This window comes from Shimia sp., from assembly GCF_022448905.1.
GTDB lineage: Bacteria > Pseudomonadota > Alphaproteobacteria > Rhodobacterales > Rhodobacteraceae > Shimia.
This window is the reverse complement of record NZ_JAKVCW010000001.1, coordinates 35,499-61,970: the sequence shown is the minus strand read 5'-3', so window position 1 is coordinate 61,970 and position 26,472 is coordinate 35,499. Positions and strand designations below refer to the sequence as shown.

General features: G+C 59.3%; 32 protein-coding genes. 21 read left to right on the top strand and 11 right to left on the bottom strand.

What is annotated here, in order from left to right:
* Positions 1-11 precede the first annotated feature (11 nt).
* A complete protein-coding gene (rpmE, locus tag MK208_RS00345; RefSeq protein WP_093090590.1) occupies positions 12-233 on the top strand; it encodes a 50S ribosomal protein L31 in 222 nt (73 codons plus the stop codon).
* Positions 234-304: 71 nt separating this feature from the next.
* On the opposite strand, the gene MK208_RS00340 is transcribed toward rpmE, so the two are convergent.
* Together MK208_RS00340 and MK208_RS00335 are read right to left on the bottom strand one after the other, a co-directional pair.
* Entirely contained in the window at positions 305-949 is a 645-nt protein-coding gene (locus tag MK208_RS00340) for a hypothetical protein (RefSeq protein ID WP_294112786.1), read from the bottom strand.
* Positions 950-1,051: 102 nt separating this feature from the next.
* Positions 1,052-2,263 (bottom strand): MFS transporter, encoded by a 1,212-nt coding sequence (locus MK208_RS00335; protein WP_294112784.1) that lies wholly within the window; start codon positions 2,261-2,263, stop codon positions 1,052-1,054.
* 132 nt (positions 2,264-2,395) lie between these two features.
* On the opposite strand from MK208_RS00335, the gene MK208_RS00330 reads away from it, so the two are divergent.
* The gene (locus MK208_RS00330) at positions 2,396-3,310 is read left to right on the top strand and encodes an alpha/beta fold hydrolase (RefSeq protein WP_294112782.1); all 915 of its coding nucleotides are present in this window, start codon (positions 2,396-2,398) and stop codon (positions 3,308-3,310) included.
* Between the two features lie 18 nt (positions 3,311-3,328).
* Here the strand turns inward: MK208_RS00330 and MK208_RS00325 are convergent, their stop codons facing one another.
* The 6 genes from MK208_RS00325 to MK208_RS00300 form a co-directional block, all read right to left on the bottom strand.
* The gene (locus tag MK208_RS00325; protein ID WP_168591509.1) at positions 3,329-3,751 is read right to left on the bottom strand and encodes a VOC family protein; all 423 of its coding nucleotides are present in this window, start codon (positions 3,749-3,751) and stop codon (positions 3,329-3,331) included.
* 74 nt (positions 3,752-3,825) lie between these two features.
* Positions 3,826-4,296, bottom strand: coding sequence for a hypothetical protein (locus MK208_RS00320; RefSeq protein WP_294112777.1), 471 nt, complete (start codon positions 4,294-4,296; stop codon positions 3,826-3,828).
* A gap of 155 nt (positions 4,297-4,451) precedes the next feature.
* Positions 4,452-5,048 carry a TetR/AcrR family transcriptional regulator gene (locus tag MK208_RS00315; RefSeq protein WP_294112775.1) on the bottom strand — a complete coding sequence of 199 codons (597 nt, stop codon included), beginning with the start codon at positions 5,046-5,048 and terminating at the stop codon, positions 4,452-4,454.
* 34 nt (positions 5,049-5,082) lie between these two features.
* Complete coding sequence (locus tag MK208_RS00310) at positions 5,083-5,604, bottom strand: SRPBCC family protein (RefSeq protein WP_294112773.1); 522 nt, start codon at positions 5,602-5,604, stop codon at positions 5,083-5,085.
* A gap of 179 nt (positions 5,605-5,783) precedes the next feature.
* Positions 5,784-6,275 carry a hypothetical protein gene (locus MK208_RS00305; RefSeq protein WP_294112771.1) on the bottom strand — a complete coding sequence of 164 codons (492 nt, stop codon included), beginning with the start codon at positions 6,273-6,275 and terminating at the stop codon, positions 5,784-5,786.
* Positions 6,276-6,483: 208 nt separating this feature from the next.
* On the bottom strand, positions 6,484-7,626 hold the full coding sequence (locus MK208_RS00300; RefSeq protein ID WP_294112769.1) for a PLP-dependent aspartate aminotransferase family protein: 1,143 nt from the start codon (positions 7,624-7,626) through the stop codon (positions 6,484-6,486).
* Between the two features lie 86 nt (positions 7,627-7,712).
* On the opposite strand from MK208_RS00300, the gene MK208_RS00295 reads away from it, so the two are divergent.
* The 3 genes from MK208_RS00295 to xrtE all read left to right on the top strand — a co-directional run bounded on the left by MK208_RS00295 (position 7,713) and on the right by xrtE (position 10,767).
* Positions 7,713-8,261: an rRNA large subunit pseudouridine synthase E gene (locus tag MK208_RS00295; protein WP_294112767.1), complete on the top strand. Its 549-nt coding sequence runs from the start codon at positions 7,713-7,715 to the stop codon at positions 8,259-8,261.
* A 103-nt stretch (positions 8,262-8,364) separates the two neighbouring features.
* Positions 8,365-9,174: a division plane positioning ATPase MipZ gene (locus tag MK208_RS00290; RefSeq protein WP_168591513.1), complete on the top strand. Its 810-nt coding sequence runs from the start codon at positions 8,365-8,367 to the stop codon at positions 9,172-9,174.
* 54 nt (positions 9,175-9,228) lie between these two features.
* Complete coding sequence (xrtE, locus tag MK208_RS00285; protein ID WP_294112763.1) at positions 9,229-10,767, top strand: exosortase E/protease, VPEID-CTERM system; 1,539 nt, start codon at positions 9,229-9,231, stop codon at positions 10,765-10,767.
* Between the two features lie 37 nt (positions 10,768-10,804).
* Here the strand turns inward: xrtE and MK208_RS00280 are convergent, their stop codons facing one another.
* Entirely contained in the window at positions 10,805-11,077 is a 273-nt protein-coding gene (locus tag MK208_RS00280; RefSeq protein WP_294112761.1) for a VPEID-CTERM sorting domain-containing protein, read from the bottom strand.
* A 208-nt stretch (positions 11,078-11,285) separates the two neighbouring features.
* Positions 11,286-11,723: a MarR family transcriptional regulator gene (locus tag MK208_RS00275; protein WP_294112760.1), complete on the bottom strand. Its 438-nt coding sequence runs from the start codon at positions 11,721-11,723 to the stop codon at positions 11,286-11,288.
* A gap of 106 nt (positions 11,724-11,829) precedes the next feature.
* On the opposite strand from MK208_RS00275, the gene hmgA reads away from it, so the two are divergent.
* The 11 genes from hmgA (at position 11,830) to maiA (ending at position 20,924) form a co-directional block, all read left to right on the top strand.
* A complete protein-coding gene (hmgA, locus tag MK208_RS00270) occupies positions 11,830-13,158 on the top strand; it encodes a homogentisate 1,2-dioxygenase (RefSeq protein ID WP_294113252.1) in 1,329 nt (442 codons plus the stop codon).
* A gap of 108 nt (positions 13,159-13,266) precedes the next feature.
* The gene (locus MK208_RS00265) at positions 13,267-14,124 is read left to right on the top strand and encodes an MBL fold metallo-hydrolase (RefSeq protein WP_294112758.1); all 858 of its coding nucleotides are present in this window, start codon (positions 13,267-13,269) and stop codon (positions 14,122-14,124) included.
* Between the two features lie 21 nt (positions 14,125-14,145).
* A complete protein-coding gene (fahA, locus tag MK208_RS00260; RefSeq protein WP_294112756.1) occupies positions 14,146-15,411 on the top strand; it encodes a fumarylacetoacetase in 1,266 nt (421 codons plus the stop codon).
* Between the two features lie 5 nt (positions 15,412-15,416).
* The gene (locus tag MK208_RS00255) at positions 15,417-15,977 is read left to right on the top strand and encodes a dihydrofolate reductase family protein (protein WP_294112754.1); all 561 of its coding nucleotides are present in this window, start codon (positions 15,417-15,419) and stop codon (positions 15,975-15,977) included.
* 71 nt (positions 15,978-16,048) lie between these two features.
* A complete protein-coding gene (locus tag MK208_RS00250; protein WP_294112752.1) occupies positions 16,049-16,516 on the top strand; it encodes a DUF2059 domain-containing protein in 468 nt (155 codons plus the stop codon).
* A gap of 3 nt (positions 16,517-16,519) precedes the next feature.
* On the top strand, positions 16,520-17,005 hold the full coding sequence (locus MK208_RS00245; RefSeq protein ID WP_294112750.1) for a hypothetical protein: 486 nt from the start codon (positions 16,520-16,522) through the stop codon (positions 17,003-17,005).
* A 2-nt stretch (positions 17,006-17,007) separates the two neighbouring features.
* Positions 17,008-17,958, top strand: coding sequence for an MBL fold metallo-hydrolase (locus tag MK208_RS00240; RefSeq protein WP_294112748.1), 951 nt, complete (start codon positions 17,008-17,010; stop codon positions 17,956-17,958).
* On the top strand, positions 17,959-18,321 hold the full coding sequence (locus tag MK208_RS00235) for a hypothetical protein (protein ID WP_294112746.1): 363 nt from the start codon (positions 17,959-17,961) through the stop codon (positions 18,319-18,321). It abuts the gene before it with no gap.
* A gap of 123 nt (positions 18,322-18,444) precedes the next feature.
* Positions 18,445-20,055 (top strand): FAD-dependent oxidoreductase, encoded by a 1,611-nt coding sequence (locus MK208_RS00230; RefSeq protein WP_294112743.1) that lies wholly within the window; start codon positions 18,445-18,447, stop codon positions 20,053-20,055.
* Positions 20,056-20,059: 4 nt separating this feature from the next.
* Entirely contained in the window at positions 20,060-20,266 is a 207-nt protein-coding gene (locus tag MK208_RS00225; RefSeq protein WP_294112741.1) for a DUF2783 domain-containing protein, read from the top strand.
* 10 nt (positions 20,267-20,276) lie between these two features.
* The gene (maiA, locus tag MK208_RS00220; protein WP_294112740.1) at positions 20,277-20,924 is read left to right on the top strand and encodes a maleylacetoacetate isomerase; all 648 of its coding nucleotides are present in this window, start codon (positions 20,277-20,279) and stop codon (positions 20,922-20,924) included.
* Here maiA and hpaR read toward each other — a convergent pair.
* Entirely contained in the window at positions 20,921-21,361 is a 441-nt protein-coding gene (gene hpaR, locus MK208_RS00215) for a homoprotocatechuate degradation operon regulator HpaR (protein WP_294112738.1), read from the bottom strand. The genes maiA and hpaR overlap by 4 nt on opposite strands.
* Positions 21,362-21,595: 234 nt before the next feature.
* Between hpaR and MK208_RS00210 the strand changes: the two genes are divergently transcribed.
* From MK208_RS00210 to MK208_RS00190, 5 genes are all read left to right on the top strand, one after another.
* Positions 21,596-22,768: a substrate-binding domain-containing protein gene (locus MK208_RS00210; protein ID WP_294112737.1), complete on the top strand. Its 1,173-nt coding sequence runs from the start codon at positions 21,596-21,598 to the stop codon at positions 22,766-22,768.
* A gap of 87 nt (positions 22,769-22,855) precedes the next feature.
* Positions 22,856-23,632 (top strand): ABC transporter ATP-binding protein, encoded by a 777-nt coding sequence (locus MK208_RS00205; protein ID WP_294112736.1) that lies wholly within the window; start codon positions 22,856-22,858, stop codon positions 23,630-23,632.
* Positions 23,625-24,347, top strand: a complete 723-nt coding sequence (locus MK208_RS00200) for an ABC transporter ATP-binding protein (RefSeq protein WP_294112734.1) — start codon at positions 23,625-23,627, stop codon at positions 24,345-24,347. Before MK208_RS00205 ends, MK208_RS00200 begins: the two co-directional genes overlap by 8 nt.
* 34 nt (positions 24,348-24,381) lie before the next feature.
* Positions 24,382-25,413 (top strand): branched-chain amino acid ABC transporter permease, encoded by a 1,032-nt coding sequence (locus MK208_RS00195; protein WP_294112732.1) that lies wholly within the window; start codon positions 24,382-24,384, stop codon positions 25,411-25,413.
* A 2-nt stretch (positions 25,414-25,415) separates the two neighbouring features.
* Positions 25,416-26,471, top strand: coding sequence for a branched-chain amino acid ABC transporter permease (locus MK208_RS00190; protein WP_294112730.1), 1,056 nt, complete (start codon positions 25,416-25,418; stop codon positions 26,469-26,471).
* The last annotated feature ends 1 nt before the right edge of the window (position 26,472 follow it).

Sequence of the window (26,472 nt, the reverse complement as noted above, 5' to 3'; positions counted from 1 at the left end):
GGAGTGGTCTCATGAAAAAAGATACCCATCCCGATTACCACTTCATCGACGTGAAAATGACCGATGGCACCATCATCAAGATGCGTTCCACCTACGGCAACGAAGGCGACACTCTGGCGCTCGACGTGGACCCATCCGTGCACCCAGCATGGAACGGTGGCTCCACCCGTCTGATGGACGCCGGTGGCCGCGTGTCCAAGTTCAAAAAGAAATACGAAGGCCTGGGCTTCTAAGCTTAGCTGCATTCGTTTCAGAAACGCCGCCTCCCTCGGGGCGGCGTTTTTTGTTGGGAGCGGGCCCGCGGTTAAGCTTCCACCGTCTCCGGCACTGCGCGCCTCGCCCGATACCTTGCATAGAGGAACATCCCAAACCCGGCGCTGGTCTCCAGGATTTCCTCCATCTCTACCGCCAGATGTTTGAACCCCAGCACATGCGCATCAATCATCATCGCGACGGCCACCGCCAAACAGGCGACAACGCCAAGACTGTCCTCTGCATCCCAGCGCCAGGAAAACCTGCGCGCCATGTGGTAAATGCCCCACAGCGCCAGTCCAACAAGCACCAGCAACAGCGCCAGATGCGCCACTTTGCCGAGACCCAGCACCTCTTTGGGCACAATCCGCAGGAACTCGATCAGGTCATGCGCCCCGTCGATTTTCACCCCGCCCACACTTGGCTCGACAAAGCCAAAAATCCGCTCGCCAAAGCTGATCTCATCCAGTGCTGCCAGCAGGCACAATGCTCCAACGGCAATATCCTTAGTGGTGCGCGGACTAACACGCAGCAAAAGCACAAAGGCGGCAGCGGCAAAGAACAGGAACGAAGCCCATTCAATCCACTGGTCTTCGTTCATCCAAAAACCACGCCATGCCGGAAAAACCGCCCAGGCAACCACCAAACTCAGAAAGAAAACCGCCAGCGCGATGTGATGCCTGATCAACCTCGTCATGTGTTCTCAATGCCCTGCTCTGTCTAAGCCCCCACGGCGTCTTTACAGGCCTGCTGCTCGTGCAAGCCAGTCTGCAAGGCGAACCGAAGACCTGTCAACGCTTTAGGCCGCCGCCACACGCCCTCCCCGCGTGCGCAGCAAAATCATGCCCATGATGGCAATGTTCAGCGCATTCCAGGCAATGCCATTCACAAAGGCCAGCTCATAGCTGCCGCTCACGTCGTAGATCCAGCCCGACATCCAGCCGCCCAGCGCCATGCCCAAAATGGTCGCCATCATCACAAAACCGACCCGGCTTCCGGCCTCCTTGGCAGGCATATACTCCCGCACGACCAGCGCATAGGCTGGCACAATTCCGCCCTGCGCCAATCCGAAAGCCAGACTGACCAGATACAGCGGCACCAGCCCATCAAACGGCAGAAACAGGAACAGCGCCCCCATCTGCAACACTGAGCCAATCAACAGCGTCAGCACGCCGCCCAGCTTATCCGCCACCAACCCGCTGATCAGGCGGCTGACCACGCCGCCCATCAACATCAGCGCCAGCATCTCCGCGCCCACGGCCGCACCATAGCCAAGGTCCACGCAAAAGCTCACGATATGCACCTGCGGCATGCTCATCGCCACGCAACAGCCAATCCCCGCCAGCCCCAAGATCCACATCAACGGCGCCGGCTTGAACGGCGCCCCCGCCTGCCGCGCCTGCGCCGCGCTGTCCTGTGCTGCCAAAGCCTCGGCAGGCACCTTAGGGCGCAGCAGGAAAGCCAGAGGCGCCACCGCCACAACGGTCATCACGGCCAGCACCACAAACACCGCGCGCCAGCCATGTGTGCTCAACACGCCACTCAGTAAAACCGGCCAGATCGCGCCGGACAGGTAATTGCCACTGGCCGCAATCGCCACTGCAATCCCGCGCCGCTTCTGAAACCACAGCGACACATCCGCGATCAGCGGCCCAAAGCCCACCGCCGTGGCAAATCCCAAAAACAGATGCACAAACGAGAGCATCAGCACCGAGCCACTTAACGCCGCCGCCCCATAGCTCACTGCACTGAGCACCGCCGCGCCGATGAGCGCCTTGGTCACGCCCCAGCGATCCACTGCCTGCCCAATGGCAAAATTGCCCAACGCAAAGCCAATCATGGTCAGCACATAGGGCAGCGAGGCATCCGCCCGATCGATGCCAAACTCCTCCTGCACCGCAGGCATCACCACAATCACCGCCCACATGCCGACATTGGCAAACACGCCAATCAACAAAGTGATGGCGAGGCGGATCCAGCTGTAGCGGCTATCAAGAACGGGATGTGTCATGGCGCCACGCTAGGGCGCACACGCGCAGGTGTATAGGGCCAGACTGCCAAGTGCCTCCAGCCACGCCACACCGTCATTTTGCGAAATCCGGGTTCCGTGCCACACTCAGGCTTTTGAGTGAAAGGTTTTACGATGGCTCTGTTTTTCTCGCGCCGGACATACAACGCGCAAAAGAAGAAATTTACCGACAACCCCGCCGCCCTCACCCGCTATGTCTCGATCACCGAAGAAAGGGGCAACGGCGCGGTGCGCAAAGGCGACATACTACCCAAGGCAGATTGGCTCAAACTGGTGCAGCAGGCCGGCGGGACCAAAGACATCCTGATCTATGTGCACGGGTTCAACACCTCACAAAAGGACATGCTCGACCGTCTGGGAAAAATTGAAACCGGTGTAAAAGCCCACGGTTTTCAGGGCGCGGTGATTGCCTATGACTGGCCAAGCGACGGCACGGTGCTCGCCTACAACGCGGACCGCAGTGATGCCAAAAAGACCGCCCCGCATCTTGTGGAAGACGGCATCTTGCCGCTGCTGGCTCTCACGCCGCGCCCCAAAATCCACCTCATCGCCCACTCCATGGGCGGGCTGGTTGTGTTGCGCGGCTTCTCCGACTTTGGCGATTCCGTCGGCCACTGGGGCATTGATCAGGTCATGTTCTGTTCTGCGGACATCGACGCCACATGGCTGGAAAAAGGCGCCTGGGGCGGGCTGGTGCTGGATGAACGCAGCAAACGCTTCACCAACTACTACAGCGGACGAGACCGCGTCCTTGCCCTAGCCGGCGGGCTGATCAACGGCGGCCGCGAGCGCGCGGGCCACGTTGGCATGCCGTCTCCCGTCACCAAAGGCCACTGGGACATCTACTGCAACGAACAATACAAAAAGCACGTGCCCGACGCACAGCAAACCATGGTCTATTCCCACCGCTGGTGGTTTGACAACGACGGCTTCTACAAAGACCTCGCCCTCACCATGGCGGGCAAAGACGCCAAAACCATGCCCACGCGCCGCCCTACCAATCAAGCTGATCTGGCGCTGCTGACTTGACCCAACCGGGCGGTGCTTTTACGCGCCGCCCACCTGCTGATGCACCTCAATCACATTGCCCTCAGGATCCTGAAAAAACACCTGATGCCACTCTTTGGCAAAAGCCGTGCCGTAATCCGAATAGGGCACGCCATTTTCCTCCAGCACTTTCAGAAACGCCGGCAGATCATCGGTGCGAAAGGCAATATGCCCACGATCCACCGGATTGATCACCTGCCCGTTTACAAAGGCCACATCCAGCCGCCGCTCCGCCAGATGCATCTGCATATCCCCATCGGTGGCAAAGCGGATCTGCCCGTCATACCCACTCTCGCTGTCCGCCTCCGTGCGCGGGAATTCCTCTTGCGGAATATCGTCCAGCCCCAACACTTTGGTGTAGAAGTCATGCAGCCGATCCACATCTTTGGAGACAAAGTTGATGTGGTGAAATTCGAGTTTCATGGGCGGCTCCTGTACGGCGTTTTTTTGCATAGAAGCAAAGGCTTGCAACATATGCAAGCCCGGCGAGCGCCCCGTCACAATCTATTGGTAAGCGTTACACCCCACTCCGATGCGGCTTGCACCTCATCAACAACGGGAACACCGTAGTTTCGTGGCCGCCACTTCTCACCATTGAAGTTCTTCCAAGAGTTTTGCTCTTCGGCCCAGGTGTGTAGTTGCGTTTCACAAGCCAAACGCAGTGCGCCATCCTCCAGCCTCGGATCCGTTGACAAAACAAAAGTCTCTAACCCCAGATCGCCCCAGTCTCGGGCATGGTCGGCCAGCGGTCCACGCCTTTGAGCACGACTTCCTGTGCCTACCTTCATACTGCGCATCCAACCGGCATGCCCCTTGTGCCGACTATGGATGTTTTTGGAAATACCAATGCGAATGCCACGTACGGGCCAGATCACCTCACAATAGACCCCATGGGATTTAGGAAGGGCATCAGCGGGGCTCCGTCCTTGCGTCCAATTCATATCGAAAAAAATGTCTTCAATAACCATAAAACAACTCACTTCACCAATTGCGTCAGCACAGTTAGCGAAATGATGGGGCCGCAAATTGGTCACTATGAGACAATTTCAGGGTTGCCTTCTAGTGTGTTCCCCTGATCTCTAACCAACAAAAACACAAATGGGTTACAATAACGCAGTCCACTCTACCCAGTCTGCCCCGCCAAACCAAACAGCAACACCCGAGTGTTCGCCGCCAGCCACTCTTCTGCATAGGCCTCGTCGTTGAGCACGGTCTTGCCGTCCCCCTTCATAGTAGCCGCATACATTATCTGGTTGCCAAGCCGATCCAACACCATGCCGGTGATCAACTCCACCTCCAGCTCCGCATCCACAAAGCCCGCCTCCTGCGCCGCGCGCAAATAGGCTGCGAAGCCTTCGTGATAGCGTGCGCCGCCCACAAACCCGCGGTTTTCCCGCACCAGAATGCGAAACACCGGCGCCTGCGCAATCAACGCCCGGAAGGTCTCAGAGATAAACATCTCCAGACGCAGGCGCATTTCCTCGGCCGTCTTCGGCGGTTTGGAAATCAGCCGCAGCGGCACATCAAATGTTGCGGCGGTGAACTCATCAATGATGGCGTTGAACAACCCCTCTTTGTTGCCAAAGTAGTGGTGGATCATTGTCGAGCTGGCATCCGCCGCCTTGCAAATTTCACGCACCGAGGCCCCGGCATAACCGCGCTCCGCAAACAGCGTTTTACCCGCGTCAATCAAGCGCGCCTTGATGGATGTGTCCTGCATATGACCTCCCATTCCCGCGCGCCTGACGCACGGCTCAGGCCGCCAAAGCCGCCTCGGATTTGATTTTTTCTACCTTCCTCGGATGCGGTTGGCCAGTCTCCACAAAGTGCTGAATTTCCTCAAGACTGCGGATAATTCCGGCGTCCATGCTGTTGGTCAGCATCCGGCGCATCGGTTTGGCAAACCACTTTGGCGTCGCCTCTCCGATCCAGGTCACCTCACAGGTCGCATCACTGATCGCCCGTACGGTCACGGTCGAGGTATAGCCCTTCATTGGCATCGCCTTGGGTCCATGGTGAAGGGTCACATCGACACAGATGGTCATCGCCTCGGGATCAAACTTGGTCAGCACCTCCTCCTGATACATCGGCGCAAATTTCTGCACCAAATAGGAGTTGCGACCCTTGGCGGGTGCCCCCGGCAACGCAGGTCCTTCAATGGCCTCGGCCCGCGGGATCGCCGCCATCCAGCGGTCCACGGCGACAAACTCATCCCCAATCAGGTTCCACGCCGCAGAGGCTGGGGCTTTCACAGTTACGGAATTGATAGACGGCATGACGCGACCTTTCGTTTGCAAAACATTATCTAACAATCGTTAGATATGATCGATAATTTGATAAGTCAACTGAGTCGTTCAATGTCCCAAACGCACAGCACAGGGCCCTGCCCAACGGCAGCCCCTGCATAGATCACATGTAAACTTAGATTGCGCGGCGCCGACCTGCGCCCATCACGTCAGCCTTTGGAGGCCTCAGCGGTCTGAACCACCTGCTGCTGAAACGGCGGCTCGCCAAAGCTCTTGAACTCACCGGTGTCCGAGTTGAACGCCCACCGCGCCACCAACAACTGATATTCCTTGTCATAGAGGTTGGGCTCTTGCTCATCCTCTACGACCCGTGTGCGCCAAGACCCCTGCACGCGGGTTGGCACATAGACGTCCTTACGGGTTGGCGCCTTGTAGCCCTTGGGAATGCGGTAGTTGGCATTCTCCCACTTCCGCTTGAGCAACGCCACCAGTTCCGCCGCCTCCCGCTTACGGCGGCCCGCAAAAATCACATTGATCTCCACATCGTTTTGTACCAGCCCCTTGATGATCACATCGTCACGGGAGTTTTTGGAAAACTTCGGAATCAGATTCACCACCAACTCGGTTGGCGGTTTTTTGAACAACCCGCCATCCTCATAGGCGGGTGTGATCAGTGATGGGTTTTCGATGCGTTTCTTCAAAGTCCTGGTCCGCTGCTGCGTGGGGCCGATGCCCGTTCGTGCTGCGCCAATAGTCTTCCAAACGCCTTAACAATTTGTTGGCGGCAGAGGCAGATCGCCGCAGTTTTCTGTGCGCAAATGCGCGAGCTGCGCGATGAGCCTCTCCAAATCGCCACCGTCGCAAAACAGTCGCGATACCGACGCAATACCGACGTGAAAATCGAGGCCTTTACTGCCCCAACGCCTGCCCCAGATCTGCGATCAAATCATCCGCATTTTCCGCCCCAACCGAGATCCGCAACAGCGTTTCTGGAATGCCGGTGTGCGGCTCAATCGTGTGGCGATGTTCCACCAGGCTCTCAACCCCGCCCAGCGACGTGGCACGATGGAAAAGCTTCATCTTCCCAGCCACTTGCAGTGCCGTTTCTTTGTCACCCTTCACAAGGAAAGACATCAGGAACCCAGCCCCGCCGGGCATCTGCGCCTTGGCCAGCTCATGCTGCGGATGGCTGTCCAAGCCAGGGAACAGCACACTGTCCACCTTCGGGTGATCCTCTAAAAAACGCGCTATTTTCATAGCGTTATCCACCATGCGCTCCACCCGCAACGCCATCGTGCGCATCCCACGCAACAGCAACCAAGCCTCAAACGGTCCCATAACAGCACCCGCACTGGCCCGGTCCACTTCGATCTCTTCCCAGACCGGTGTGACCTCTTTTGTGACCAAAACGCCACCCAACACATCCGAGTGCCCGTTGATCACTTTTGTGGTGGAGTGCATCACAATATCTGCACCTAGTTTCAATGGGTTGGTCAGGATCGGCGACGCCGCCGTGCTGTCCACCGCCAAGAGTGCCCCACAGCTCTCCGCCGCCTGTTTCGCGGCCGCCACATCGGTCACCTTCAGCCACGGGTTGGACGGCGTTTCCACCCAAACCACATTGGCCGGTCCCTTGGCGCAAACATCGGCCAGCGCCCCGACGTCACTTGCGTCCACCTCATCGATAACAATCTGACGACGCTCACAAAATTCCCGGATCCACTTGGTGGTGTTCCAGTAAATGCCACTCTGCACAATCACCCGCCCCCCGGTTGGCACGGTGCGAAACAGCGCCGCTATGGCCGCCATGCCAGACGGGAACAACAACGCCGCCGCACCGCCCTCCAGCTGCGCCAAAACCGCTTCGGCCTGCCGCGCAACATCATTGTGCGGACGGGCATAAATGTTGTTTTCGTTCAGAGGGTTGTAGTTCTCATCCCGCGCAAAGGTGGTTGCCGGTTGGATTGGCGGCACAACGCCCCCGCTTTGCTGATCAATCGCCCCTCCAGCCTGAGCCAACAAGGTTTCCGGCAACATGTCTTTGAAATCCATCTTCTTCCCCTTCGCGTCTTTGCGCGCACAAGACCGCAGCACTGCGAAACTTGCAACCCCAGCGCACGCCCGTGTAGGAGGTCATCATGACCCGCGTGATACTCTTCAACAAACCCTTCGATGTGCTGTCGCAATTCACCGACAAAGGTCTCGCAGGCAGCAAGCGCCGCACCCTGTCGGACTTCATTGACGTGCCAAAAGTCTATCCGGCAGGCCGACTGGACCGTGACAGCGAGGGGTTGATGGTCCTGACAGACGACGGAAAGTTACAGGCCCGTATAGCCGACCCGCGCCACAAAATGGCGAAGACCTACTGGGTACAGGTCGAAGGCACGCCGGATGACACCGCCCTTGAAGCCCTACGCAAAGGCGTGACGCTGAAAGACGGCCTCACCAAGCCCGCCAAGGCGCAAGTCATTGATGAGCCAGATAATCTCTGGCCGCGCACACCGCCAATCCGTGTCCGAAAGTCGATCCCGGACACATGGATTTCCCTCACCATACGCGAAGGCCGCAACCGCCAGGTCCGCCGGATGACCGCCGCTGTGGGGCACCCAACTCTGCGACTAATTCGAGCACAGATTGGCGAATGGCGGCTGGATGGATTGGAAAGTGGCGCTTGGCGCGACGCATAGCAACGCAATCACTTTTCCTGTGGATAATCACAACATATAGTAGACACCAACAAACCCGCGCCGTAAGAGCCGCGGCACTGAAACACGAGCAGGGACATCGGGCATGGCACATATCATTGTGGTCGGAAACGAGAAGGGCGGCGCAGGCAAATCCACCCTGTCGATGCACATCGCCACCGCGCTGGCACGCATGGGCCACAAGGTGGGCGGCATTGACCTCGACCTCCGCCAGAAGAGCTTTGGCAGCTACGTCGCCAACCGGCGGAAATTCCTGCAGAAAAACGGCCTCGACCTGCCCAGCCCAGATTACCATGACCTGCCGGAAGTGGATCAAAGCGCGCTGCAGCCGGGTGAAAACATCTATGACCACCGCCTCTCGGCTGCGGTCTCTATGCTGGAGCCGAACAACGACTTTATCTTAATCGACTGCCCTGGCTCCCACACCCGGTTGAGCCAAGTAGCGCACTCTTTGGCCGACACGCTGGTTACCCCACTGAACGACAGCTTTGTCGACTTTGACCTGCTGGCAAAAATCGACGCCGACGGCGAGAAAATCCTCGGCCCATCGGTCTATTCCGAAATGGTCTGGAACGCCCGCCAACTGCGTGCGCAGGCTGGCCTTAAGCCGATCGATTGGATTGTCATGCGCAACCGCATGGGCGCGCAGCAGATGGTCAACAAAGAGAAAATGGGCAAAGCGCTGGACCGTTTGGCCAAACGCATCGGCTTCCGCGTCGCGCCCGGCTTCAACGAACGGGTGGTCTTCCGCGAACTCTTCCCGCGTGGCCTGACCCTTCTGGACCTACGCGATATTGGCGTGAAACAGCTCAACATCTCCAACGTGGCCGCCCGTCAGGAATTGCGCGAACTTGTCAAAGCGCTGAACCTGCCCGGGGTCTCCGTCGACTTCTAAACCATGACCGCGCGCGGCCAAGCCACACAGCCCCCCGCGCGTCCAACGCGCCTGATGACCATGGCCGCCCTTGTGGTGGCCGAGTTACTGCTGGTCATCCTGACCTATCAAGTCATGGCCTCCATCGAGTGCCGCCAAACCGAGATCGAAGCCGCCTGTCGCGCGCTGCGCTCCATGACCGCACGTGGCTTGGCTGTCATGACTGTGATGGCGCTCTATTTCTGGCTGCGCCCCGCCGCCTACCGCGCTCTGGCTGACCGCGCGATAGCAGCACCCGGCCACCAGGTCTGGATGCTGTTCCACCTAACAGGGCTTGTGCTGATCTTCCTGCCGCTACCGCTTTTTGGCACCGCCGAAATCTCCCGCGCCTTCACGCCCACTCTTGTTTTGCTAACCTCTGGCGGCCTGCTCACGGCGCTCGGCGCGGTGTTCTGGGTCACACCACTCGCCGCCTGGCGCGACTGGATGCGCAACGACAGCTACCTGTTGCCCTTGGCCTTGTTCATTGGCTTTTTGGTGCCCGACCTCGCAGACCTGATGCGCCCGCTCTGGGAGTGGAGCACCCTAAGCAGCCTGACGTTCTTCCTGGTTTTCCTGGTGTTGACCCTCACCGGTTTTGACGTGGGTGTGCACCCGCCGACCTATGAAATTGGCGTCGAAGGTTTCTGGGTGCAGATCGCCAGCCAATGTTCCGGCGTCGAAGGTATCGCGCTCATCACCATTTTTATGGGCTTTTACGCCGCCCTCATGCGCCCGGACCTGCGCCAGAAACGCTTCTGGCTTATCCTCGTCCCACTCGCCGTGCTCGCCAGCTGGCTCTTCAACATCCTGCGCATCGCCATCCTGATCATCATTGGTGTCCGTGTCTCACCAGAGCACGCTCTCAATGGGTTCCACTCTTATGCGGGCTGGCTGATGTTCACAGCATTGGCCTTGCTCATCGTCCTGATCGCCCACCGCGCCCAATGGCTGCACCGCTCACCACTGCCCCAACACAGCGCAACAACACTCCGCCAAGATACGCTTGCCGCAAAGATCGTGCCGTTCATCGTGATGATGCTGTCCGGCGTGTTTGTTTCCGCCTTCTGGCCGGATCCTGCCGCCGGCTATCCCGTCCGCGCTCTGCTCATGGCTTTGGCGCTGCTGGTCTTCTTGCCGGCCATCCGCGCCCTCTGGAGCCGCCCATCACTCGAAAGCCTCGCAGTCGGCCTCGCCGTTGGCGTCCTCTGGATTGTCACGGCCCCCTCCCAAGAGCTGCCCGCCACCGACGCACCTTCGCTCTTTTGGATCACAACCCGCCTACTTGGCACCATCCTGTTGGTGCCTCTCATCGAAGAGCTGTTCTTCCGAGGCTACCTCCTGCGCCGCCTGCACAGAGACACGCTGGTCTGGACCATCCTGGCCGTCGCCATCTCCAGTCTGCTCTTTGGCCTGATGCATGACCGCTTTCTGGCGGGCACCTTGGCCGGCGTGGCCTTTGGCTTGCTCTACCTGCGTCGCGCAGAGACCTCGGACGCCATCGCCGCACATATCGTGGCCAATGCCACAATCGCTCTGGCAGCCCTACTGACAGCAAAATGGGCGCTCATCTGAGCGCCCATCCAATTGTCCTCAGCCTGTTGAGACTGGCTTAATTTTGTTTTTGACGACGACGGCGCAGTTCCCAAGCCAGCGCCAAGGTCGCGAGCACGGCGGCCACAGCCAACAGGCCAGCCCCCGCATCAATTTCCGGTACAGCGTTTGAGCCGCCACCAGTGTTGCCACCGCCGTTTCCGCCGCCGCCCCACCAGCGCCACCACCAGCCGCGCCACCCGCCGACATTCTGAGCAAACGCCGCAGGTGCGCTCAACATCAGAGTGGTTGCGGCCAATACCGCAGCATTTGCTTTGTTCAAAAGACCCATAAGAAAACTCCCGGACCTATCCATTTGTATTGGTCTTAAATTGCCATACCGGACTGGGATCACTCAAGCGATTTACCATAAATTTGAGAGATTTAAGAAAATCCGACTTCAATTGTCCCCGACCTAAATACAATCAAACAGCACCACAAAAACTGTCCACAACTCAATGAGAAACACGCGCGAATCACATCGAGGTATCGCGACACCTTCAACTGCGCCCCGCCAGCTTAAGCAACATGCATTTCAGCACCTGCACCTCAGCCTCATTCAACTGCGCCAATAGCCTGCCTTCATACGCCTGCGCCACCTCGCGCAGGTCGCGATAAACTTTCTCTCCCGCAGGCGTCAGCTCCAGCCACTCCACCCGACGATCTTCCTCACTCCGCGCCCGTTTTACCAAACGCCGATCCGCCAACCGCTGCACCGCGCGACTGACCTTTGTCTTGTGTACTTTGCCCTTGGCCCCAATTTCCGTCGCCGTCAGCCGTCCAAAAATCCCAAGGTGAAACAGCACCCGCCATTCGCTGCGCAACAGCCCGTAGCGATCCTTGTAGACCTTCTGAAACCCCAGACTGGCCTCCTCCGCCGCCTGATTGAGCAGATAAGGCAAAAACGCCTGCAAATCGAAATCATCAGCTTTTGTCATTTTCTGCGCGTCCTCCTGCTTGTTAGTTACAAAATCAACTATTACCAACGCAACCAAATTCGAAACTCAGGAGCGCGACATGACCAAGCACACAGTTCCGACCCGCATGCAGAAGGCCCCGTCCATGGCTGGCCCGCATGAGGACTACATGCCCGGCTTTGGCAACGATTATGAAACCGAGGCCCTGCCCGGCGCCCTGCCGCAAGGCATGAACAGCCCGCAAAAATGCAACTACGGCCTGTATGGAGAGCAGCTATCCGGCACCGCCTTCACAGCCGAAAACGTGGAGCGCACCTGGTGCTACCGCCTGCGCCCTTCGGTGAAACACAACGGCCGTTACCAGAAAATCGACGTTCCATACTGGCAATCTGCGCCCAACGTCGATCCAGACCTCGGCAGCCTCGGCCAATACCGCTGGGACCCGGTGCCCCACACCGAAGAGACGCTGACTTGGATCACCGGCATGCGCACCATGACCACGGCGGGTGATGTGAACACTCAGGTCGGCATGGCCAGCCACATCTACCTCGTGAACACCTCCATGGAAGACGAATACTTCTTCTCTGCCGACTCCGAACTGTTGGTGGTGCCCCAAGAAGGTGTGCTGCGCTTCTCCACGGAACTGGGCATCATTGATCTGGAACCCAAAGAGATCGCCATCCTGCCGCGTGGCCTGGTGTACCGTGTAGAAGTGCTCGAAGGTCCCGCGCGCGGCTTTGTATGCGAAAACTACGGCCAGAAATTTGACCTGCCAGGGCGCGGCCCAATTGGCGCCAACTGCATGGCCAACCCGCGTGACTTCAAGGCCCCGGTGGCCGCTTATGAAGATCGCGAAGTACCGTCCTCCGTGACCGTGAAATGGTGTGGCCAGTTCCACCGCACCAACATCGATCAGTCCCCGCTGGATGTGGTCGCCTGGCATGGCAACTACGCGCCGGTGAAATACGACCTGCGCACCTATTGCCCGGTTGGCGCGATCCTGTTTGACCACCCTGACCCCTCGATCTTCACCGTGCTGACCGCGCCGTCTGGCGTGCCGGGCACCGCCAACATCGACTTTGTGCTGTTCCGCGAGCGCTGGATGGTGGCCGAAGACACCTTCCGCCCGCCGTGGTACCACAAGAACATCATGTCCGAGCTGATGGGCAACATCTACGGCCAATATGACGCCAAACCGCAGGGCTTTGTCCCCGGCGGCATGAGCCTGCACAATATGATGATGCCGCATGGCCCGGACAAAAATGCCTTTGAAGGCGCGTCCAACTCGAACCTTGGCCCGGACAAGCTCGACAACACCATGTCGTTCATGTTCGAAACCCGCTTCCCGCAGCACATCACCAAATTTGCCGCCAAGGACGCCCCGGTGCAGGACGATTATATCGACTGCTGGGTGGACATCGAAAAGAAATTCGACGGCACCCCAGGCAAGAAGTAAGCTCACGTTGATGGGGGCTTTGCCCCCGTCACAGCACACTGTGACTCCCCCAGGATATTTCTGGAATGAGAAAATCATGGGGGCGTCAGATGAATATCAGGAAGACCTATGCGCGCGAACCAAGTCACCCTTCTGGGCACCAAAGGCGGCCCGGCCATCCGGCCCGGCACCCGTATGCCAACCTCCATTCTGGTTGAGATAGATGGGCAGACCATCCTTGTAGACGCTGGTCTGGGCGTGAGCCGCGGCTTGTGTGATGCGGGCGTGGCTCTAACTGATCTGGACGCCATCCTGATCACCCATTTGCACTCCGATCACTATCTGGAATTGGGTCCACTGCTGCACACCGCCTGGACCGCCGGATTGAGCAATCCCATCCCGATTTATGGTCCGGAAGGGCTGGACCACTACTGGACTGGGTTCCTCAACGCCATGTCCTTTGATGTGGAACTACGCCTGCGCGACGAAGGCCGCCCCGCACTAGAACCACTGGCTAAAATCCATGTACTTAAGCCCGGTCAGATGGACCTCGGCCCGCTGAAAGTCAAAACGCTGCGCAACGCACATCCACCCATCACCGACAGCTACGCCCTGCGGTTTGATGGCGCGCAGCACAGCGTTGTGCTCTCCGGCGACACCGCGCCAATTGCCGAAATGATTGATCTCGCCAAAGGCGCCGACCTTCTGGTGCATGAAGCGATGTTGTCGGCCGGCATCGACGCACTCTGCGCTCGGGTGGGCAATGGCGACGACCGTCTGCGTATCCATCTGGAACGCAGCCATACCCCCGCCGCCGAAGCCGGGCGCATCGCCACCGAGGCGGGCGTCAAACAGCTTGCCCTCAACCACCTCGTCCCCTGTGACGATCCAAACTTCACCGAGACCCATTGGCAGGAAGAAACCTCCCGCACCTGGTCCGGCCCTCTGTTCATCGGCACCGACGGGATGTCTCTCCCGCTCGACTGACCGCCACAAAAGGAAACGCGCATGTCTTTGTTAAAATCCTGGGTCACAAGCGCCAATGACGCTGCCTGCCCCTTCCCACTCAACAACCTGCCTTATGGTGTCTTCTCCGTAGACGACGGCGAGATGCGCTGCGGCACCGCCATCGGCGACCGCATCATCGACCTGACCGGCCTGGAAGAAGCAGGCACCCTGCGCGCCGATCCCGACGCAGACGTTCTGGACGCACCGTTCTGGAACGACTTTATGGAGTTGGGGCCGCAAGTCTGGGCCGACTACCGAGCCAAACTACAGGCCATGCTGGCCGAGGATGCCTCGGAAGAGACCCAAGAGGCGCTGACCTACTATTCCCTGCCTATGGCCGACGCCACGCTGCACATGCCATTTGCGGTCAGCGAATACACCGATTTCTACGCCGGTCGGAACCATGCCTTCAACGTCGGCACCATGTTCCGTGGCCCGGAAAACGCGCTGCCGCCGAACTGGCTGCACATCCCGATTGGCTACAATGGTCGGGCGTCTTCCGTGGTGGTGTCCGGCACGGATATCCGCCGCCCTTGGGGGCAGTTGAAGTCCCCGGACCATGACATGCCTGCCTTCCTGCCATCGCGCCGCTTTGACATCGAGTTGGAGATGGGCGCCATCGTTGGCCAGTTTTCCCAACGTCCGGTGACCGTGCAGGAAGCGGACGACATGATCTTTGGCTACGTGCTGCTCAACGACTGGTCGGCGCGGGACATCCAGGCCTGGGAATACCAACCGCTTGGCCCGTTTCAGGCCAAAGCCACCGCCACCTCGATCTCCCCGTGGATCGTCACCAAGGCCGCGCTGGAACCGTTCCGCACCAACACGCCAGAGCGGGACTTTGAGCTGCTGGATCACCTGAAAGACGTCGGCCCGATGCTCTATGACATCGACCTGTCTGTCACCATGGCGCCAGAAGGCAAAGCGCCAACCGAGATCGCCCGCACCAACTACGATCAGATGTATTACTCCGCCGCGCAACAGCTGGCGCATCACAGCACGTCTGGCTGCCCGATGAACGTCGGTGATCTCTTGGGCTCCGGCACCATTTCCGGCCCGACAAAGCCCGAGCGCGGCAGCCTTTTGGAGCTCAGCTGGGGCGGAAAAGAGCCGCTGACCCTTGATAGTGGCGAGACCCGTACCTTCATTGAAGATGGAGACACGCTCACCCTCCAAGGCGCGGCCAAAGGGGACGGGTACACCATCGGATTTGGCGACTGTACCGGCACGCTTTTGCCTGCGCTTTCGGACCCTTTCGAAGGGTAACGCCCATGGCCACCGCCCCCCGCTACGTCGGATATATCGCACAGAGTCTGGACGGCTACATCGCCACCCCGGATGGCGGGGTGGGCTGGCTTGACCCTTTCAATGCCGCGCTCGCGGAATGCAACTGCGAAGACGCGGGCGGCTACAATGCCTTTATCGATGAGGTGGATGCGGTTCTGATGGGCCGCGCCACTTACCGACAGGTGCTGGGCTGGGGCTGGCCCTATGGCGACCGAGCGGGCTACGTGCTGACTCACCACCACGACTACAAAGGCGACCACATCACCGCCGCTGGCCCCATCGACGGGCTGAGGGCTGCAATTGAGGCCAATGGCCACCAAAAGGTCTGGATCATGGGCGGCGGCGAAACCCAACGCGCCGCATTGGATGTGGGTATGTTTGACGAGATTTCGGTCTTTGTCATGCCCACCATTTTGGGCGACGGCTTGCCCTGTTTTGCCAAAGGCGCGCAGCAAAACCTGACCCTCAAAAAGTCGAGCCAAAAACCCGGTGGCATCCTGCAACTGGACTACGACATCGCCGGCCCACCAGCTGAGGCCACCTAAACCCCACTTGGCACAAGGGCGGCTGCCGCCTAAGCAGGTCTTATTCAAAGAAACCAACAGGACAGACCCTTTTGAAACACATCGCCCTTGCCGCCCTCCTCTCTCTCAGCCTGTCCTCCGCACAGGCCCAAACCGCCGCTGAGCTGGCCAAGACCTACGTGAACATGCCCGAAGTGCAGCAGATGATGACGGACATGTTTTCTCCTGAAAGCATGGCGGCACAGGTTGTGGCTTCCATGCCCCCTGGCGTCACGCTGTCAGAGGCACAACAGGCCGCCATTGGCGAGTTGATGTCCGGCGAAATGGCCACTCTGCGGCCAAAACTCGAAGAGCTGATGGAAGCCACAACCGCCGAGATCTTCACCTCTGAGGAAATCGACGCGCTGATTACCTTCTACAGCTCCGAGCACGGCGCCGCGATTATGGGCAAAATGGGCCCGATGATGCAGCAAGTCATGGGCGCGCTCGCGCCAGACATGCAGGAGATGCAAGGCCGTATCACACCGCAACTTCTTGAAATCATGAGCTCCGAGTACTGAATTATGGCGGAGTTTCTCACCGGTTGCACCCATTTCGGACATGGGCAAATCTTGAAGAAAGCCAACCGGCCGTTTGCCTCTGTCGACGAGATGGACGCAATGCTGATCGCCAACTGGAACGCCGTGGTTGGCAAAGACGACACGGTCTATCACCTGGGTGATTTTGCCTGGCCAAGAGACCGCCCCCGGGAACCGTATCTCGCACAACTCAACGGCAAAATAATCTGCCTCAATGGCAACCGCGACGAAGCCGATTGGGGCCGCGATCTGATCACGCTCAAACGCAACGACCGCGAGATCGTGCTGTTTCACTACCCGATTGAGGAATGGAACGGCTGGTGGCGCGGCACGTTACACTTCCATTGCCACACCCACGACACCGCATTCCACAGCGCCCCGCGCCGCGGCAATGTCGGCGTCGAAGCCCACAATTACACGCCCATCCGTCTCGACTGGGCGATTGACCAACTGCTGCAAAAGGACCGCTGACCATGGCCAAAGCCTTCGCCTCCCAAGGGGACATGACCGAGAAAAACATCTCTTTCACCGAAGTTGGAGACGGCCTTTATGCCTTCACCGCCGAAGGCGACCCGAACTCCGGCGTGATCATCGGCGATGACAGCGTGATGATTGTCGAAGCCCAGGCCACGCCGCGCTTGGCCAATAAAGTCATCGAATGTGTGCGCTCCGTCACCGACAAGCCAATCTCCCATGTGGTGCTGACCCACTACCACGCCGTACGCGTGCTGGGTGCGTCGGCCTATGGCGCGGATCAAATCATCATGGGCGACGCCGCCCGGGCCATGGTGGTGGAACGTGGTCAGGAAGACTGGGACAGCGAGTTCCAACGCTTCCCCCGCCTGTTTGAAGGCCACGAAAGCATCCCCGGCCTGACCTACCCCACCACCACATTCAGCGACGACATGACCGTCTATCTCGGCAACCGCCGCATTGACCTCATGCATCTGGGCCGCGCCCACACCGCTGGCGACATCGTCATCCATGTGCCCGACCAGAACGTCATGTTCACCGGCGACATCGTTGAATACCACTCCGCCTGCTATTGCGGCGACGGACATTTCTCCGACTGGGGCGACACGCTCGACAACATCGCCGCCTTCGACGTGGACGCCATTGCCCCTGGCCGCGGCGACGCGCTGGTGGGCAAAGAGATGGTCAACGACGCGATCGAAAACACCCGCGACTTTGTCGAAAGCACCTACCGTCCCGCCGCCAAGGTTGCGGCCCGCGGCGGCACCCTGAAAGAAGCCTGGGACGCGGTGCGCGCGGAATGTGACCCGAAGTTCGCAGACTACGCGATTTACGAGCACTGCCTGCCCTTCAACGTCGCCCGGGCCTATGACGAAGCCCGTGGCATCGACACACCGCGCATCTGGACCGCCCAGCGCGATCTGGAAATGTGGGAGGCATTGCAAGGGTAGATGGCTGCGATGGAGATCATCTTCGCTTTGTTCTTTTGCGGAACGGTCTTGTTTGGGGCTTTGAGCATCGTTTCAATGGCGCTCCTATCGATGCGAGCTGCAGATGAAACCGAAGGGTTCAGCCTGTTTGTGCGTCCCTACAGCGCAAAACAAATGCAACAATCCAGCGCTGCTATGGAAACGATGCACCGTCTTGAAAAAGGAACCAAGCTTGGGCGGTTCGCCAACACATCTATGGCAATGATGACACTCTTTGGCTTTCTGATGTGCGCGACGGCTGCGTTAGATTTCGGCATCTCCAAGTACCTCGGCCAAGCCTCAGCGATCTTCAGCAGTGACAACATTGAGACTGGTCAAGAATGAACGAACTCCGCCATCCGCCTGCGCCACAAAACCCCTCGTCCTTGATCTATGTCGTGGCGCGCTGCCCCTTCGCGCGCCACGCTACCCCTAACAAACGCGCCTGTCTTTGGGAGGAGGAGCCCCATGAGCAAGATTTTTGACGTCCCGCTCTACGCCTACACGCGCAGTCCGGATCAAGACGCAGCAACGCCCGTACGCCACCCAGTTGTGATCATCGGCGCGGGCCCTGTAGGTCTCGCCACCGCAATTGACCTGGCACAGCAAGGCATCAAAACCGTCATTCTGGATGACAATGACCGCGTGTCCTTTGGCTCCCGCGCCATCTGTTTTGCCAAACGACCGCTGGAAATCATGGACCGCCTCGGCTGTGGTGAACGCCTGGTGGAACGCGGCGTGCAATGGGACACCGGCAAGGTCTTCTTTGACACCCGTCAGGTTTATGAGTTCAGCCTGACTGAAGAAGAGGGCCACAAGAACCCCGCCTTCATCAATCTGCAGCAATACACTTTTGAACAAGTCCTGGTCGAGCGCATCCGCGAGATGCAGGCCGACGGCGCGCCCATCGAAATTCGCGGCCGCAACAAAGTCGAAGCCATTGGCCAACATGAAGATCACGTCAAACTCGAGGTGGAAACCCCCGAAGGCAGCTATACCTTAGAAGCTGAGTGGCTGGTCGCTTGTGATGGTGCCAACTCCCCGACCCGCCGGATGTTGGGGCTGGATTTTGACGGGCAAGTCTTTGAGGACAACTTCCTGATCGCCGATGTGGTGATGAAAGCGGACTTCCCGTCCGAGCGCTGGTTCTGGTTTGATCCGCCCTTCAACCGGGGTCAATCCGCCCTGCTGCACAAACAGCCCGACAACGTCTGGCGCATCGATCTACAATTGGGCCGCGATATCGACAAGGAGCGCGAGAAGCGTCCGGAAAATGTCATGACCCGCCTCAAAGCGATGCTGGGCGACGAGGCCGAGTTCGACCTCGAATGGGTCTCCATCTACACCTTCCAATGCTGCCGCATGGAGCGGTTTCGCCACGGTCGCACCCTCTTTGCCGGCGATTCCGCGCACCAAGTCTCCCCTTTTGGCGCCCGTGGTGCCAACTCCGGCCTGCAAGACGCCGACAACATCGCGTGGAAATTAAAACTGGTGCTCGACGGCAAAGCGCCTGAAACCCTGATGGACAGCTACAACACCGAGCGAGCTTATGGTGCGGATGAAAATATCCTCAACTCCACCCGCTCCACCGAGTTCATCACCCCCAAGTCCGAGATGAGCCGTATCCTACGTGATGCCGTGCTGGACCTCTCCGCGCATCACGCCTTTGCGCAGCCACTGGTCAACTCGGGCCGCCTGTCCGTGCCCTGCACCTATGACGGCAGCATGCTCAACTCCGCGGACGCCCTCGCCGCGCCGGACCTCACGCGCCCCGGCAGCCCCTGCCCGGACGCCCCTCTCGGTGAGGATCACCTGCTGAGTAAACTCGGCAATGACTTCACCCTGCTGACCATCGACGCCGATGCGCCGGACAGCTTTGAGGAAGATGGCGTCACTGCCACCCGCCTTGCGCTGTCGGTGCGCGATGACCCGACGCTCACACTCAAACGGCAGTACCTCGGCGATGCCCCCGCTGGCGTCTACCTGATCCGCCCGGACCAACACGTCGCCGCCCGCCGCGAAGCCTTTGACGAGCCCCATTTCCGCGCTGCCCTACGCCGCGCCACCGGCAAGGAGTGATCTGATGTCTGACAACCTGATCCTGAGCCCCAATCTGGACCACGCCGATGGCTTCTTTGACGCCCTCGCCCGCGCCCATGATGGTCTTGAAAAATCCAGCAGCGACGCGCTCAACGCGCGGCTGATCTTCCTGCTCGCCAATCACATCGGCGACAATGAGGTCCTAGACGAAGCCCTCAAAGCCGCGCAAACCAGCGGCCACCAGCGATGAGCCGCCCGACATGAACACAGTGCTCTACGACTACTGGCGCTCCTCTGCGAGCTATCGCGTGCGCATCGCGCTACATCTTGCGGACGAGCCCTTCAAACGCGTGGCCGTGGACCTGCTCGAAGGCGACCACCGCGCGCCAGACCATCTGGCGCGCAACCCGCAAGGTCTGGTCCCGGTGCTCGACATTGACGGCCACCGTTTCACGCAATCTTTGGCCATTCTCGACTATCTCAACGACACCCGTGCGCTTGACCTGCTGCCTGACGACCCAGCTCAGCGTGCACAGGTCCGCGCCTTGGCGCAGAGCATCGCCGTCGACCTGCACCCTGTGTGCAATCTCTCCGTCGTGCGCCACGCCACGTCCAATGACGAGAACAAACCCGCCGCAATACGCGAGTGGATGCAGCATTTCATCCGCCCCGGGCTGGAGGCCTTTGACACGCTGTTGGAAACTTTTGCCCAAGAGCCGTTTTGTTGCGGGAATACGCTCTCACTGGCGGACCTCTGCCTAATGCCGCAACTCTACAACGCCCATCGTTGGGGCGTAGACTTCTCTGATCTCCCGCGCTTGCACGCCATCAAAACTGCCTGCGCGGTACATCCCGCTTTCATCGCAGCACATCCGGATCAGATCCGCCCCGCCCAGGCCAATCCTTAGAGGTCAATCTCGTTGAGATCATTGAGCAGCTCCAAAAGCTGCTCATAGCGTTCCGTGCCGAGGTGATCACGCAGTTTCCCCGCATAGCTCTTGGCCGCGGGAATGTTGTCGGCAATCAAGCGACAGCCCTCGGAGGTGGCTTTGATCACCTGCCGACGCCCGTCCTGCTCATCGCGCGTGCGCGTGATGTAGCCCTTTTCCTCAAGCTTCTGCAAAATCCGCGTCAGGCTCGGCAGCAACAGCACCGCGCGATCCGCAATTGTGGTCGGATCCATCGGGCCTTCTTCCACCAAAACCCGCACCACACGCCATTGCTGTTCGGTGACCCCCGCATTGGCGAGCAATAATCGCGCCGGTTTCATCACCTTCTCTCTGGCGCGCAGAAGCGCGATAGGAAGCGACTGAGATGTATCGGGAATATTGGTCTTGCCTGTCATCTCACCTTCATGCACTGGAATATTTCAAAAGGCAATTTCTTTGCCGCACGAAACCCTACGTTACAATGCAAAAACGGCTGTCCTCAGCCTCTGAAATAGCCCGCCGGATTGGTCTGGTTTCCCCAAGCCACCCACCTACGTAATTTCCCCGAATTGACCCTTTTTGCCACCGCCACCTACCATGAGCACAATCGCCGCAATCCAATTTGCGGTTGAGTTCAGGGAGGAAAACTCATGAAGAAATGGCTCATCTCGAGCGCGATTTCTGCTTTGGCACTGACCAGCGCCGCATCCGCAGACATCAAAATCGCCCACGTTTACGGCAAAACCGGCCCGTTTGAGGCCTACGCCAAGCAGTCCCATGACGGCCTGATGCTCGGTCTGGAGTACGCCACCGGCGGCACCATGGAGATCAACGGCGAGAAAATCGTTGTAATCGAGAAAGACACCCAGCTGAAGCCAGACAACGGCAAAGCCCTGCTCGAAGAAGCTTATGGCGATGACGAAGTTGACCTCGCCGTGGGTCCCGTCAGCTCCGGCGTGGCACTCGCCATGCTGCCTGTGGCCGAAGAATATGAAAAGCTGCTGATCGTTGAACCGGCCGTGGCCGACAGCATCACCGGCGCCAACTACAACCGCTACATCTTCCGCACCGGACGCAACAGCTCGCAAGACGCCGTGGCCAACGCAATTGCGCTCGCAGGTGAAGACGTGCACATCGCCACCTTGGCACAAGACTACGCTTTTGGCCGCGACGGCATCGCCGCGTTCCGCGAGGCATTGGAAGGTCAGGGCCAGGGCATCGCGCATGAGGAATACGTGCCTACCGACACCACCGACTTCACCGCGGCGGCAGAGCGTATCTTCACTGCGATGAAAGACCTCGAAGGCGACAAAAAACTCTTCATCATCTGGGCCGGTGGCGGCAACCCGATGGGCAAAATCCAAGCGATGGACCCCTCCCGCTTTGGCGTTGAAATCGCCACGGGCGGCAACATCCTGGCGGCCATGAAGGCTTACAAGGATTTCCCGGGTCTCGAAGGTGCGACCTACTACTACTACGAAATCCCGAAGAACGACGTGAACGACTGGCTGGTGAAAACCCACCAGGAGCGCTTTGGCACCCCGCCTGATTTCTTCACCGCCGGTGGCATGTCCGCAGGCATCGCCGTTGTTGAGGCGATCAAAAAGGCCGGCAGCACTGACACCGAAGAACTGATCACCGCCATGGAAGGTATGGAGTGGGAAACCCCCAAAGGCACCATGAAGTTCCGCGCCGAAGATCACCAGGCGATGCAGACCATGTACCACTTCAAGATCAAAGTGGACGACAACGTCGAATGGGCCATCCCTGAACTGGTGCGCGAGCTGAAGCTCGAAGACCTGCCAATCCCGGTCCGCAACTAAGACCTGTTTATTTCCCTCGATGGCTGGCTCCGGATTTTATGCCGGGGCCAGCCGCTTCCCCAGACCACACTCACTGGGTTTCAAACCATGTCCCATCCCATTCTGGAAACCACCGACCTGACCGTGCGCTTTGGCGGCCATGTCGCGGTGGACCACATCTCCTGCAGCTTCAACGCTGGCGAGCTGACCGCGATTGTCGGCCCCAACGGCGCAGGCAAAACCACCTATTTCAATCTGATCTCCGGTCAGATTCCCGTCTCCGAAGGCCGTGTGAAACTTGGCGGCAGCGACATCACCCGCATGTCCGTCGCCCAGCGCACCCACCGCGGCATCGGCCGTGCCTTTCAGCTCACCAACCTGTTTCCCAACCTGTCGGTGCTGGAAAACGTGCGGCTTGTGGTGCAGTCCAAGGCTGGTCGCGGCTTTAACGTCCTCTCCATGGCGGACAGCCACGCCGAATTGACTGGCCCGGCCTATGATATTCTCGAGCGCATCCGCATGACCGATCAAGCGGATCAGGTTGTGTCTGAACTCTCTCATGGCGACCAACGCAAACTCGAGGTCGCGCTGCTGATCGCGCTCGACCCACTGGTTTATATGTTTGACGAACCCACCGCCGGCATGAGCGTGGACGAAGCCCCGGTGGTTCTCGATCTCATTGCAGACCTCAAAACCCGCAAAGACCGCGCCATTCTGTTGGTGGAGCACAAGATGGACGTGATCCGCACCCTCGCGGACCGCATCATCGTATTGCACAACGGAGCGCTGGCCGCAGACGGCGACCCCGTCGAAGTTATGGCCTCTGACGTGGTGCAAGAAGCCTACATGGGCCGTGATCTCGAGGAGGCGCTCGCCAATGTCTGATCCCATCCTGAAACTCGACGGCGTCTTCACCAACATCGCGCAGTATCACATCCTGCAAGGGGTTGAACTGACTGTGCCACGCGGCGAAGTCACCATGCTTCTCGGTCGCAACGGAGTGGGCAAAACCACCACCCTGCGCACCATCATCGGCCATTGGCGCGCCCATCAGGGCAGCGTCACGTTTGACGGTCAGAACATCACAAAACTGCCGACGCCAGCCATTGCCCGCGCAGGCATTGGCTTTGTGCCAGAAGACATGGGCATCTTTGCCGACCTGACCGTGGAGGAAAACATGATCCTCGCCGCTGTCTCCGGCGCAATTGATGACGCCCGCCTGCAGTGGCTGTTCACAGTTTTCCCGGCACTGGAAACCTTCTGGAAAAAAGACGCGGGCACGCTCTCCGGGGGGCAAAAGCAGATGCTGTCCATCGCCCGCGCCATGATCGAAGAGCGCGCGCTGTATCTGATCGATGAGCCCACCAAGGGCCTCGCCCCCGCGATCATCACCACAATGGCCCGCGCCATCAAGGAACTGAAAGACCAAGGCGCCTCTATCCTGTTGGTGGAGCAAAACTTTGCGGTTGCCAAAGCCCTTGGCGACACTGCCAACGTCATGGATGACGGTCGCGTGGTCTGGTCCGGCCCAATGTCCGAACTAGCCACAAACGCCGACCTACAAGAGCGCCTAATGGGCCTCAGCATGGAGGCGCACTGATGTCCCCGAACACACCTAATCTGGAGGTCCGCCCATGAGCGCCGCCCCCGAACATGCGCCCACGATGGCGAAGATGTCGCTGACTGAGCGGCTTGCACCCCATGCCCCCATCCTTCTGGTGATTGCGTTGATCCTCGCTGGCCTTGTCGCCATTCCTGCCACCTCCAGCTGGCTTACGCTCACAGTCTCGGGCCTCGCCATGGGCATGATGATCTTCATCATGGCCTCAGGCCTGACACTGGTCTTCGGCCTGATGGACGTAATCAACTTTGGCCACGGCGCTTTTGTTTCCGTCGGGGCTTTTGTTGGCGTCTCTTTCCTGCTCCTGCTGGAGCACATGACCGGAGCACCGAACCTGCTCTGGAACCTGACCGCGCTCATGGTCGCGATTGTTGGCGCTATGGCTGCCACTGGCGTCATGGGCTGGGCCTTTGAGCGGGTCATCGTGAAGCCGGTCTATGGTCACCATCTCAAACAGATCCTTGTTACAATGGGCGGCCTGATCGTGGTTGAACAACTCATCATCGTGCTCTGGGGACCGGAAGAGATTTACATCACCCGCCCCGAAGCCCTCAAAGGCGCGATCACCTTCGCCGGAGCAGCACTAGAGAAATACCGGCTTGTGGCTGTAGGCATCGGCCTCGTGGTCTTCCTCGCCATGCGCTGGACGCTGCGCCGCACCAAGATCGGCCTGATCGTGCGCGCCGGCGTGGAAAACGGCGAGATGGTGCAGGCCCTTGGCTACAACCTCCGCATGGTCTTCATCGGCGTCTTTGTCGCCGGCTCCGCCCTTGCCGGTCTCGGCGGCGTGCTCTGGGGCCTCTACCAGGAAGTCATCACCGCCCACATGGGCAACCAGACCATGATCCTTGTGTTCATCGTAGTGATCATCGGCGGGCTGGGCTCGGTCGAAGGCTGCTTTATCGGCGCGCTTATGGTCGGCCTGATGCAGAACTACGTGGCCTTCCTGGAACCCAAAGCGGCCCTGATCTCCAACATCGCCCTGATGGTGGCGATCCTGATGTGGCGCCCAACGGGCATGATCCCCGTGGTAAAGGCGAAATAGACATGCTGAAGACCCTTGTTTCCGGCGACACCCCACGCTCGCCCATCCTTCTGGCGATCCTAATTGTGATCCTGATCTGCCTCGCCTTTGCCCCCTTCCTATTCCCCGGCGTGCGCTCAGTCGACACCGCCGCCCGCATCTGCATCTTCATTGTGCTGGTGGCCTCTTATGACCTGCTGCTGGGCTACGGCGGTATCGTCAGCTTCGCCCACACCATGTTCTTTGGCCTTGGTGCCTATGGCGTCGCCTTGGCCAGTACAGACATGGGCCGCGGTTTTGACGCCCTGCTGGTTGGTTCGGTGGCCGGTGCCGGTTTGGCTGCGCTCCTCGCGCTGGTGATCGGCCTGTTTTCCCTACGCGTCCGCGCCATCTTCTTTGCCATGATCACGCTTGCGGTGGCTTCCGCCGTGGCCGTGTTGGTCAGCCAGCTCTCCACCCTAACGGGCGGCGAAGATGGCCTGTCCTTCAAAATCCCTCGAGCGCTCGGCCCAGCTTTCAAGTTCATGGACGGCGAACTCTTCGGCGTGAAGGCCAACGGTAAACTGCTGAAGTACTACCTCGTCTTCATCTCCTGCTTTGTGCTCTTCCTGCTGATGCTACGTGTGGTGAACTCGCCCTTTGGCCGCGTTCTGCAAGCCATCCGCGAAAACGACTTCCGCGCTGAGGCCATCGGCTATCGCGTGGTGCATTATCGCGTCGCCGCCACCTGCCTTTCCGCCGCCATCGCCGCCCTCGCCGGTGCGCTCTACGCCGTCTGGCTGCGCTACGTCGGCCCGGACACCACGCTCTCCATGGAAATCATGATCGATATCCTCTTGATGGTGGTGATCGGCGGTATGGGCACCATGTACGGGGCCGTCATCGGCGCGACCCTGTTTGTGCTGGCGCAAAACTACCTGCAAAACGTACTCAGCCTTGCGGGCGAAAGTGTCGCCACGCTGCCGCTGCTCCCAGACCTGTTGAACGCAGACCGCTGGCTGCTGTGGCTTGGCGTGCTCTTCATCCTGTCGGTCTATTTCTTCCCCACCGGCATCGTCGGCCGCTTGCGCGGGAAATAAC

Coding starts and splice junctions, on each gene's coding strand:
- MK208_RS00240 (WP_294112748.1), top strand. CDS start 17,008: ATGGCCAAAGCCTTCGCCTCCCAAGGGGACATGACCGAGAAAAACATC.
- MK208_RS00275 (WP_294112760.1), bottom strand. CDS start 11,723: ATGACAAAAGCTGATGATTTCGATTTGCAGGCGTTTTTGCCTTATCTG.
- MK208_RS00200 (WP_294112734.1), top strand. CDS start 23,625: ATGTCTGATCCCATCCTGAAACTCGACGGCGTCTTCACCAACATCGCG.
- MK208_RS00335 (WP_294112784.1), bottom strand. CDS start 2,263: ATGACACATCCCGTTCTTGATAGCCGCTACAGCTGGATCCGCCTCGCC.
- MK208_RS00330 (WP_294112782.1), top strand. CDS start 2,396: ATGGCTCTGTTTTTCTCGCGCCGGACATACAACGCGCAAAAGAAGAAA.
- rpmE (WP_093090590.1), top strand. CDS start 12: ATGAAAAAAGATACCCATCCCGATTACCACTTCATCGACGTGAAAATG.
- MK208_RS00310 (WP_294112773.1), bottom strand. CDS start 5,604: ATGCCGTCTATCAATTCCGTAACTGTGAAAGCCCCAGCCTCTGCGGCG.
- MK208_RS00195 (WP_294112732.1), top strand. CDS start 24,382: ATGAGCGCCGCCCCCGAACATGCGCCCACGATGGCGAAGATGTCGCTG.
- MK208_RS00235 (WP_294112746.1), top strand. CDS start 17,959: ATGGCTGCGATGGAGATCATCTTCGCTTTGTTCTTTTGCGGAACGGTC.
- MK208_RS00255 (WP_294112754.1), top strand. CDS start 15,417: ATGGCCACCGCCCCCCGCTACGTCGGATATATCGCACAGAGTCTGGAC.
- maiA (WP_294112740.1), top strand. CDS start 20,277: ATGAACACAGTGCTCTACGACTACTGGCGCTCCTCTGCGAGCTATCGC.
- MK208_RS00290 (WP_168591513.1), top strand. CDS start 8,365: ATGGCACATATCATTGTGGTCGGAAACGAGAAGGGCGGCGCAGGCAAA.
- MK208_RS00190 (WP_294112730.1), top strand. CDS start 25,416: ATGCTGAAGACCCTTGTTTCCGGCGACACCCCACGCTCGCCCATCCTT.
- MK208_RS00280 (WP_294112761.1), bottom strand. CDS start 11,077: ATGGGTCTTTTGAACAAAGCAAATGCTGCGGTATTGGCCGCAACCACT.
- MK208_RS00295 (WP_294112767.1), top strand. CDS start 7,713: ATGACCCGCGTGATACTCTTCAACAAACCCTTCGATGTGCTGTCGCAA.
- MK208_RS00225 (WP_294112741.1), top strand. CDS start 20,060: ATGTCTGACAACCTGATCCTGAGCCCCAATCTGGACCACGCCGATGGC.
- MK208_RS00300 (WP_294112769.1), bottom strand. CDS start 7,626: ATGGATTTCAAAGACATGTTGCCGGAAACCTTGTTGGCTCAGGCTGGA.
- MK208_RS00265 (WP_294112758.1), top strand. CDS start 13,267: ATGCGCGCGAACCAAGTCACCCTTCTGGGCACCAAAGGCGGCCCGGCC.
- MK208_RS00210 (WP_294112737.1), top strand. CDS start 21,596: ATGAAGAAATGGCTCATCTCGAGCGCGATTTCTGCTTTGGCACTGACC.
- MK208_RS00325 (WP_168591509.1), bottom strand. CDS start 3,751: ATGAAACTCGAATTTCACCACATCAACTTTGTCTCCAAAGATGTGGAT.
- MK208_RS00230 (WP_294112743.1), top strand. CDS start 18,445: ATGAGCAAGATTTTTGACGTCCCGCTCTACGCCTACACGCGCAGTCCG.
- xrtE (WP_294112763.1), top strand. CDS start 9,229: ATGACCATGGCCGCCCTTGTGGTGGCCGAGTTACTGCTGGTCATCCTG.
- MK208_RS00340 (WP_294112786.1), bottom strand. CDS start 949: ATGACGAGGTTGATCAGGCATCACATCGCGCTGGCGGTTTTCTTTCTG.
- hpaR (WP_294112738.1), bottom strand. CDS start 21,361: ATGACAGGCAAGACCAATATTCCCGATACATCTCAGTCGCTTCCTATC.
- MK208_RS00320 (WP_294112777.1), bottom strand. CDS start 4,296: ATGGTTATTGAAGACATTTTTTTCGATATGAATTGGACGCAAGGACGG.
- hmgA (WP_294113252.1), top strand. CDS start 11,830: ATGCAGAAGGCCCCGTCCATGGCTGGCCCGCATGAGGACTACATGCCC.
- MK208_RS00245 (WP_294112750.1), top strand. CDS start 16,520: ATGGCGGAGTTTCTCACCGGTTGCACCCATTTCGGACATGGGCAAATC.
- MK208_RS00315 (WP_294112775.1), bottom strand. CDS start 5,048: ATGCAGGACACATCCATCAAGGCGCGCTTGATTGACGCGGGTAAAACG.
- fahA (WP_294112756.1), top strand. CDS start 14,146: ATGTCTTTGTTAAAATCCTGGGTCACAAGCGCCAATGACGCTGCCTGC.
- MK208_RS00205 (WP_294112736.1), top strand. CDS start 22,856: ATGTCCCATCCCATTCTGGAAACCACCGACCTGACCGTGCGCTTTGGC.